The following is a 7,102-nucleotide window of genomic DNA, read 5'->3' as shown; positions in this document are numbered from 1 at the left end:
CCTCGCCGAAGGAACCGCTGTCGAAGACTTACTCGATCCAGACCGAGTGCTGATCGGAGGCGAATCGGAAGCAGCGGTAAAGGCTTTGGCGGACGTGTACGGGCAATGGGTTTCTCGCGAAAAAATCCTGACGACCAATCTATGGAGCAGCGAACTATCCAAGCTAACGGCCAATGCCTTCCTGGCTCAACGCGTGTCCAGCATCAATGCGATCTCGGCGTTGTGCGAAGCCACCGAAGCCGACATTGACGAAGTTTCCAAGGCGATTGGCACCGACTCGAGAATTGGACCCAAATTCTTGAAGGCGTCCGTTGGCTTTGGAGGCAGTTGTTTCCAGAAAGACATTTTGAATCTTGTCTATCTGTGCGAACATTTTGGGCTTCGCGAAGTTGCAGAGTATTGGGAACAAGTCGTGATTATGAACGACTACCAAAAACGTCGTTTCGCCGAACGCATCTGCCGCACGATGTTTAACACCGTCAGCGACAAAAAGATTGCGATTTGGGGATTTGCGTTTAAAAAAGACACCAACGACACGCGTGAGAGTGCCGCAATCTATGTTTGCCGTGATTTACTTCGCGAGCGTGCTCGCTTGGTCATTTATGATCCCAAAGTTTCCAAGGACTCAATCGTTTCGGAATTGTTGACAGCACTCAGCGACTTGTCTGGGACCATCTCGGACACCGACCGTGAACTTGTCCAGTCCAATGTAACGGTCGTCAACGACGCCTACGATGCTGCGAAAAACGCGCATGCAATCGCCCTGCTTACCGAATGGGATGAATTCCGCAAGCTCGACTTCGATCGAATTTATGACACGATGCAAAAGCCAGCCTTTGTCTATGACGGACGAAATATCTTGGACCGACAAAAGTTGACGAAGATCGGATTCGAAATCTTTGCAATTGGCAAAAGCAACTAGCGGCGTTGGCGTGTCTTTTGTCCAACGGCCTTGATGCAAGAACCAGTCGGCACGACTCGTTCGCCAGTTCATCACCCGGTATCCCCATCCATGTGACTCGGCATGATCTTAATCCTTGGCAGTAGCGGCTACGTTGGTGGCGAATTCACAAAGCTATTTGACCAGCAAGGGATCTCGTATCGGGGCGTCTCGCGACGAGAGATTAATTATGCCGACCGCGATTCATTGATCCGTTTGATTCGGGACACCAAACCCGAATTCCTGATCAATGCAGCGGGCTACACCGGAAAACCGAACGTCGACGCCTGCGAACTGCACAAAGCCGACTGCTTGATGGGCAATGCCGTCTTGCCTGGGATCATTCGTGCAGCGTGCGAATCCGAAGATCTTTGCTGGGGGCATGTTTCGTCCGGCTGTATCTTTACCGGCGAACGTGCCGATGGCGGTGGTTTCCACGAAGACGACACGCCGAACTTTACTTTTCGCACAAATAATTGCAGTTTCTATTCCGGAACCAAGGCGCTCGGCGAAGAAGTCTTGGCGGATGCCGACCACTGCTATATCTGGCGTTTACGAATCCCATTCAATCATGAAGCCACACCGCGAAACTACCTGACCAAGTTGATGCGTTACGATACGCTGCTGGAAGCCACCAATTCAATTTCTCAGTTAAACGAATTTGTGCGAGCGAGTTATCAGACTTGGACCAGGCGTGCCGCTCCCGGCATTTATAACATTACCAATCCAGGCCGAATCACAACGCGCGAAGTCGCGGCCTTGATCAACAAACACTTGTTACCCGATAAAAAATTCGCTTTCTTTGATGATGAGAGCGAATTCATGAAACTCGCTGCAAAAACGCCTCGCTCGAACTGTGTAATGGATAGTTCGAAGTTGCTTGCCACAGGAATCCAATTGACGCCGGTTCGCGATGCCATTGAGCAAGCGTTGAAATCGTGGACCACAGTCAACGAAGAATAAGCACGTTTAATGGTGAATGCCAGCACCGGCTTCCTCGACTCCCGCCTGGGAACGAGCGTTTTTAGGTGGCGATTACCGAGAACTGTCAGCATACGGATGCGGTGCAAACTCGATTGCAACTGCGCAAATCCAGCTTGTCTCAATCGCCTGTAACCTCGCAATTCAACAATACTGAAAGATTGACAATGAAGGGTATCATCCTTGCTGGCGGCTCTGGCTCTCGCTTGCATCCCGCCACACGCGCGGTGAGTAAACAGCTGATCCCTATCTACGACAAGCCGATGGTTTACTATCCGCTTTCGACCCTGATGTTGGCGGGGATTCGAGACATCATGCTGATCTCGACCCCTCATGACCTGCCCGCGTTTGAACGACTACTTGGCGACGGGTCCGCTTGGGGCATCAAACTGCAATACGCGGAACAACCAAAACCTGAGGGACTGGCTCAAGCGTTCGTGATTGGCGCCGACTTTATTGGCAACGACCGCGTTGCGCTCGTACTGGGCGACAACATTTTTTACGGTCAAGGATTTCGCAAAACATTGGCCGCCGCAGCGCAGAAAGAGGTCGGGGCCACTGTGTTCGGCTATCGTGTGACCGACCCCGAGCGTTACGGTGTCGTCGAATTCGACTCGAATGGCAAAGTCATTTCGATTGAGGAAAAGCCTCGAAAACCAAAATCGAACTTTGCCGTCCCCGGTCTCTACTTTTACGACAATTCGATCATCGAGATCGCTGCCGACCTGAAACCATCACCGCGTGGCGAACTGGAAATCACCGATGTCAATCGAATTTACATGGACAAAGGTGAACTGACGGTTGAGCTGTTTTCGCGTGGCTTTGCTTGGCTTGATACGGGGACGAAGGACTCACTGCTTGATGCCTGCAATTTCGTTGCCGCCGTCGAAAAACGACAAGGTCTAAAAATCGCCTGTCCCGAAGAAATCGCTTACATCAACGGCTTCATCGATCGAAACCAATTGCTAACTTTGGCGTGCCAATTCAACAATGATTATGGCCAGTACTTAAAATCGGTTCCCGGCTAAGGTCCCCAGGGGTAATGTTTCTGGGGCAATGTTCGACAGATCCAGGATCAACAAGGCTACATATTTGCGTGATCCCACTGGGGTGGCACATTGCAAAGCAGCCCCCCCTGAATCACTATACGGTTTAACCAATAGACATTCTTTTTCTCTCAGCACCCGCAATTTTCATGAACGATCTTGCCATTGTAGGACTCGGTTACGTCGGTCTCCCCTTGGGACTCCAATTTGCCAAAAATGACTGCCAGGTGTTGGGGTTGGATATCGATGCCGCCAAAGTTGATGCGATCAACGCAGGCAAATCGTACATCCACCACATCTCGGCCGACTCGATCGCCGATCAAGTCAATGCGGGTCGCTTGAAGGCGAGTACCGACTTTTCGTTGGTCAGTGAATCGCGGGCGGTCGTGATTTGTGTGCCGAGTCCACTCAATAAGAACCGCGAACCCGACATCTCGTATATTTTAGAAACCGGCGCTGCAATCGCACCTTATCTAAAACCCGGTATTTTGGTCGTCCTGGAATCGACCACCTATCCAGGCACCACAGACGAAGACTTACGCAAAGTTCTCGAAGAAGGTTCTGGAATGACCGCCGGCAAAGATTTCCATCTTGCCTTTTCGCCTGAACGTGAAGACCCGGGCAACCCGGATAGCAAAGTAGCGACGATCCCCAAGGTTGTCGGCGGATTGACACCTGCATGTTTAGAGAAAGCGATAGAACTCTATTCACGTGCAGTCCAACGCGTGGTGCCGGTTTCGAGTTGCCGCGCCGCAGAAGCCACCAAGCTGCTCGAGAACATTTTTCGCAGCATCAATATCGCGCTCGTGAACGAATTAAAAGTCGTCTACGAAGCCATGGGAATTGACGTTTGGGAAGTTATCGAAGCTGCGAAAACGAAACCGTTTGGCTACATGCCGTTTTATCCCGGCCCGGGGCTCGGAGGGCACTGTATCCCGATCGATCCGTTCTATCTGACCTGGAAGGCGCGAGAGTACGGCCAGGCCACTCGCTTCATCGAATTGGCAGGCGAAATCAATACCTCGATGCCGACTTACGTTGTCCACAAGGTTGCCGAAACGCTGAACTCGGTTCGCAAACCGCTTAACGGCAGCAAAGTGCTACTAGTTGGATTATCGTACAAAGCAAACGTCGATGATGATCGCGAATCGCCTGGTTATATCCTGCTTGAGATGCTTAAGAACGCCGGTGCCGAAGTCGCGTTCTACGATCCTTATATTCCCGTGATTCGCCCGAGTCGTGAACACGCTCATTGGGCAGGTACGAAGTCGATCGAATGGGACCAAACCACGGTGGAGGGCTTTGATTTGACGTTGATTGCAACCGCCCATGCCAACGTCGATTACCAACAACTTTGCGATTGGTCACAACTGGTAATTGACACTCGCAATGCCACGCATGGCATCGCGACGGACACTCGGATCGTCAAAGCCTAACCCCCTCTCTCCAGTCGCTTGCATCTCGCGATCTGCACTTCGAGCAGAAGAGTTCCTGCTGCGGCGACGGATTTGCCACCGCGTGGGTGGAGAATCCGCCGCCGCAACAGCCGCGTTTTCGATCCAGCGCCCTCGGAGTATGATTGAGCGTTTCGCCTCGATCCACAGAGACATTCTTCGTGAGCCCCCGTTTCCGCTCGCTCCGACTCCGCTTGCTGCTACCGTTGGTCATCGTTTCCATGATTGCAGCGGTCGTGGTCGCTTTGGCCTCCTATCGCTCGGGGGACCGCCTGTCGCGTGAACAGATCGAAACCCGTTACCAATCAATCGAAGCAACCCTGCTCGGAGCTCCGTTTCCATTAACTCGCTCGATCACCCAATCGCTTTCCGATCTGACCAATACCGAATTGATCACAATCGGCAAGCGAGGAAACGTGATCAATTCATCGATCCCCGTCACGGACAACCGATGGACATTGCCTCTGGATTCCGCCCACTCCAGCAGATTCCAAAAGGTAACAATGGGTTCGGAAGTTTTTCTATATCGCCTATTTTCTCGCCAAGGTCCTGCCGCCGGTAACGATGGCGTCGACAGGATCGCCGTCCTGTTCAGCTACAACGACTTGCGTCGTGCTAAAGTCCGGGCGGCCGCGTTTCCGCTGGCAACCGGTTTCTCAACCATCCTGCTGTTGTCCTCCGTGACGTTCTGGATCACCCATCGGTTGACCAATCGGTTGTCGTATCTACAGCGTCAAGTAAACCAAATTGCCGAAGGGCATTTCGATACCGAAATTCCTACCGACCCAATCGATGAACTGGGTCTACTCGGCGCGTCGGTCCAACGAATGTCGGATCAACTTGCGCAAATGTGGCAACAATTAACTCGCACCCAGGGCGAAAAACTGTTGCACCAACTCACCTCTGGATTGGCCCATCAACTGCGTAACAGTTTAACGGGCGCCAGGATGGCAATCGAACTGCATCAACGAAGCTGCTCGGATTCCCAAGACAGCACTCTTCAAGTTGCGATTGACCAGATCGAACAAACCGAAGATTACGTGCGTCAGCTCACTCTTGTCGCCGCCGGAAAACAGGACGAAGACCGTCCCGAACGACTGAGCGATTGCATTGAACATCTGCAAAACAGTATCAATCCGATCGCCAAACATCGCCACGTCCCGTTACAGTGGTCCCTCGCAGAGGATCTTGATGAGGTGATCGTTCACGATGGCCCAAGCTATTCGGCTGCAGTATCCAACTTAATTCTTAATGCGATCGAAGTCGGATCGGAAGTCCGTGTGGGGGTGGCGATGGTACACGAACAGGAATGCCAGATCGTGATTTCCGACAATGGCCCTGGTCCTCCAGGACATCTCGCAGACGAAATCTTTGAACCGTTTGTGACGAGCAAACCCGAAGGTCTCGGTCTTGGACTGCCGTTGGTTCGACGGACCGCACAACGTCATGGCGGCGGCGTAAAATGGGACCGTCACGACGGATGGACTCAGTTCACGATGACCATTCAAACCAGCACCACGTCTCAGACGCCACCGGCCAACAAGCCCTTATGAACGCAAAACGCAGCATCCTTGTCGTCGATGACGAACCCTCTATTTGCTGGGGTTTTGAACGTTTGCTTAGTGGTGCAGGGCATGAGGTGCTTGTCGCCTCGTCCGCCGAAGATGCCCTTGCAATCGCTCAATCGCGTCCGCTTGATTTGATCTTGCTGGATGTTCGCTTGCCGGGCGAAGACGGCATCACCGCGCTACCAAAGATACAAGCCGCAGCAAACGGAGCCCCAGTGATCGTGATGACGGCGTTTGGCGATCTCGAAACCGCCGTGGGAGCGGTGCATGCCGGTGCCTGCGATTATTTGACCAAACCTTTCCGGCTCGAAGATGCTGCGAAAGCGTGTGAGCAGGCTCTTCGTGTCGGCGGCCGCAGGCAACCGGACGCACCCGAGGGCATTCCGCCGAGCGATGCCTCGTTGTTGGTTGGAAAATCGGCGGCAATGCAACAAGTGTTCCGCCAAATCGCATTGGTAGCCGATAGTGATCTATCCGTTTTGATCACTGGCGAGACAGGCACTGGCAAAGAATTAGCCGCCGCCGCCATTCACCGTCACAGTCGTCGTAGCGACAAACCGTATCTGCCAATTGCTCCGGTGTCGCTGAGTGAAACGGTGATTGAGAGTGAGCTATTTGGGCATGTGAAAGGTGCCTTTACCGGGGCGGATTCAAACCGCACCGGATTGTTTGAACTCGCCAGCGAAGGATCGATTCTGCTTGACGAAATAGGGGAACTTCCCTTAGCGATCCAGGCCAAGTTATTGCGAGTTTTGGAGCAGGGTGAATTTACCGCCGTCGGCGACATCACCCCACGCCGATCCAATATCCGCATCATCGCGGCTACCAATCGGGATCTTGAACAAGCGGTTCAAGAGGGTACGTTCCGCGAAGACTTGCTGTATCGACTCAGCGCCGTTTCGATTCGATTGCCTCCGTTGCGACATCGCAGCGAAGACATTCCGATGTTGATCGAGTACTTTTTGACGCGGCTGGGCTACCCGTCGCCCAAAAATGCAACGGATCCCTCGCTGATCGAGGCGTTGAAGCAGCGGTCTTGGTGGGGGAACGTTCGCGAACTGCGTAACGCGGTCGAGCATGCATCGGTGATCGCGCGAGGTCGACCGCTGCTGT

At 53.0% G+C, this 7,102-nt stretch carries 6 protein-coding genes; all 6 read left to right on the top strand.

The annotated features are described in order from the left end of the window. Positions 1-922: nucleotide sugar dehydrogenase (locus tag ABX962_RS25355; RefSeq protein WP_372723485.1), on the top strand; the 922-nt coding region annotated here is incomplete at its 5' end. Between the two features lie 102 nt (positions 923-1,024). Next, the gene (locus ABX962_RS25350; protein WP_372723483.1) at positions 1,025-1,903 is read left to right on the top strand and encodes a sugar nucleotide-binding protein; all 879 of its coding nucleotides are present in this window, start codon (positions 1,025-1,027) and stop codon (positions 1,901-1,903) included. 185 nt (positions 1,904-2,088) lie between these two features. Next, positions 2,089-2,949 (top strand): glucose-1-phosphate thymidylyltransferase RfbA, encoded by an 861-nt coding sequence (gene rfbA, locus ABX962_RS25345; protein WP_372723481.1) that lies wholly within the window; start codon positions 2,089-2,091, stop codon positions 2,947-2,949. A gap of 167 nt (positions 2,950-3,116) precedes the next feature. Next, positions 3,117-4,403 (top strand): nucleotide sugar dehydrogenase, encoded by a 1,287-nt coding sequence (locus ABX962_RS25340; RefSeq protein ID WP_372723479.1) that lies wholly within the window; start codon positions 3,117-3,119, stop codon positions 4,401-4,403. Positions 4,404-4,582: 179 nt separating this feature from the next. Continuing rightward, entirely contained in the window at positions 4,583-5,974 is a 1,392-nt protein-coding gene (locus ABX962_RS25335; protein WP_372723477.1) for a PAS domain-containing sensor histidine kinase, read from the top strand. Beyond that, the coding region (locus tag ABX962_RS25330) for a sigma-54-dependent transcriptional regulator (protein WP_372723475.1) at positions 5,971-7,102 on the top strand (1,132 nt) is incomplete at its 3' end. The genes ABX962_RS25335 and ABX962_RS25330, both read left to right, overlap by 4 nt.

The sequence above is a fragment of the Novipirellula sp. genome (assembly GCF_041583735.1).
GTDB lineage: Bacteria > Planctomycetota > Planctomycetia > Pirellulales > Pirellulaceae > Novipirellula.
The sequence above is the reverse complement of the archived record's forward strand: the minus strand, read 5'-3'. Positions and strand labels throughout refer to the sequence as shown.

Excerpts from the sequence above, each read along its gene's own strand:
- rfbA (WP_372723481.1), top strand. The coding sequence starts at position 2,089 with ATGAAGGGTATCATCCTTGCTGGCGGCTCTGGCTCTCGCTTGCATCCC.
- ABX962_RS25340 (WP_372723479.1), top strand. The coding sequence starts at position 3,117 with ATGAACGATCTTGCCATTGTAGGACTCGGTTACGTCGGTCTCCCCTTG.
- ABX962_RS25350 (WP_372723483.1), top strand. The coding sequence starts at position 1,025 with ATGATCTTAATCCTTGGCAGTAGCGGCTACGTTGGTGGCGAATTCACA.